Genomic DNA, 1,682 nt, shown 5'->3' with positions numbered 1-1,682 from the left:
GAGACCCTGGCCGAAGAACCGGAGGGGCCCGATGACGAAGCGGCTGCATAGGGAACGACCCTTCCGTTGAACGAGAGGCCGGTTAACGTTGAGTGCTGCTCCATCTTAGCTCAGGTCATTATTGGTATTGTCGCGCTTCTGCGGTAGCTTTGTCCCGTCAACCTATTGGTACATCAGAATAACTCGGAGCGGGTGCATGGTAACGCGAACTGCCCGTTTGAAGGATTTCACAACCGACGGGTATCCGGGCTGTGGGCTGCCGGTGCAGGTTCTGGCGGAGGATCACGTCGGGACATACATCCTTCCATTCCCGTGTGCGCGCATGAACGGGGAGTGGCGGAATGGGACGACCGGAGAGGCAGTCCAGGCTAGCATCATTGCTTGGCGTGAGTTTCGGGTGAAGAGCAGAGAACCACAACGTCGCTAAGCAGTCCAGCTAAGCGAGAACAGACGCCAAGTATCCTAATCCGACGGCTCTGGGGCCGAAACCGCATGCAACTCCGACTTGATATCAAACCCGAATGATTATCGCCTCGCGGAGAGCCGAGCCTATACAAACGGGTGAGGCCGATTAAGTGTACCTGAACCGCCGTACAGGTCCGACGCGAGAAGGTGGTCACTCTTAGACTCACACAGAGCGATCGCAATTTCTATGACACTTCAATGTTCCGCTATGCCTCTGCAGGTGTTACGCTCCGAGCCCAACGTTTAGGAGAAGCAGCTATGGCCAAAGGTGAACAGCGCGGTAACCGGGAAGCGAAGAAGCCAAAGAAGGAGAAGGCGAAGACGATTGCCGCTGCACCTTCAACAAAAGGAACCGTGGGCTCAAGCGCCGGATCCAAGAAGTAGCCCTCGCTGAAGCCGATCCAGCTCGCCTTTCCGCTTCAGCAGCCATTTGCCGCGACTTGCTCCCGAAGCCGGAACTCTTTTGGACAGGTTGCAACTCTAACCACGTATCCGCGGGGGAGGGGCGGCCGGCTTCGAGCAGTTGCACGAGACCTATTCCGTTGAAGATGCTTCCTTGGTGCTGTAGCGTACGACACAGGTGCGCCACCACCTTCGCTCCGGACGCCGCAAGCCTCGCCGCGCCTCGGGCTCCGCGCACGAGCTCGTCGGCGAGCGCCGCTCAATGCTTGCGAGCTTGTACCAAGTAAACGGGTACCGTTGTCTCTCCGAGAGCCTTGCAGGCTTCCAAGCGATGCAAACCCTCAACCAAGACAAACCGCTTGCCATCAGGCCGCACGAGAATAGGCGCCTCTTGTCCTTTTGCCAGCATGCTCTCGGCAAGGGCCTCAACCTTCTGCCGATCAAGGGTCTGACGCCGTTGGACTGGCACATAGACATCCTGGATTGCAACGACCTGCTTTTTCATCATCTCTGCTGCTCCAGTGTCATGACATATTGAACTGGAGCTTAGGCGCTGCCGATCGGGTTGCATAGGACCCGTTCCCGCATGAGACGTTCATGCTGGACAACGGTTTCGTTTGCGATGAACCAAGGGCGAATTGCCTGCTGGCGCGAGGCTTCCTACGCACAGTGAACGGATTCCTTCTTCGACAGACGCGATTGTAAATCTTGTGCCTAGTAATCAGGTCGCCGAGGCCCTATATCAGGCAGGTCAGGTTCGCCTGACTATGATCGTAGAGGCAGAGTGGAATAGGCGTTTAGGACGCGGGTTCGAT

At 57.0% G+C, this 1,682-nt stretch carries 2 protein-coding genes; one reads left to right on the top strand and one right to left on the bottom strand.

Annotated elements, in window-relative coordinates:
* The first annotated feature begins 723 nt into the window (after nt 1-723).
* Nucleotides 724-849, top strand: coding sequence for a hypothetical protein (locus KBI52_RS33360; protein WP_256439449.1), 126 nt, complete (start codon nt 724-726; stop codon nt 847-849).
* Nucleotides 850-1,126: 277 nt separating this feature from the next.
* On the opposite strand, the gene KBI52_RS01605 is transcribed toward KBI52_RS33360, so the two are convergent.
* Nucleotides 1,127-1,375 carry a ParB N-terminal domain-containing protein gene (locus KBI52_RS01605; protein WP_210804885.1) on the bottom strand — a complete coding sequence of 83 codons (249 nt, stop codon included), beginning with the start codon at nt 1,373-1,375 and terminating at the stop codon, nt 1,127-1,129.
* Nucleotides 1,376-1,682: the final 307 nt, after the last annotated feature.

The organism is Microvirga sp. HBU67558 (genome assembly GCF_018069605.1).
Classification (GTDB): domain Bacteria; phylum Pseudomonadota; class Alphaproteobacteria; order Rhizobiales; family Beijerinckiaceae; genus Microvirga; species Microvirga terrae.
Note: the sequence above shows the minus strand (reverse complement) of the source record. Positions and strands in the feature narration are given on the sequence as shown.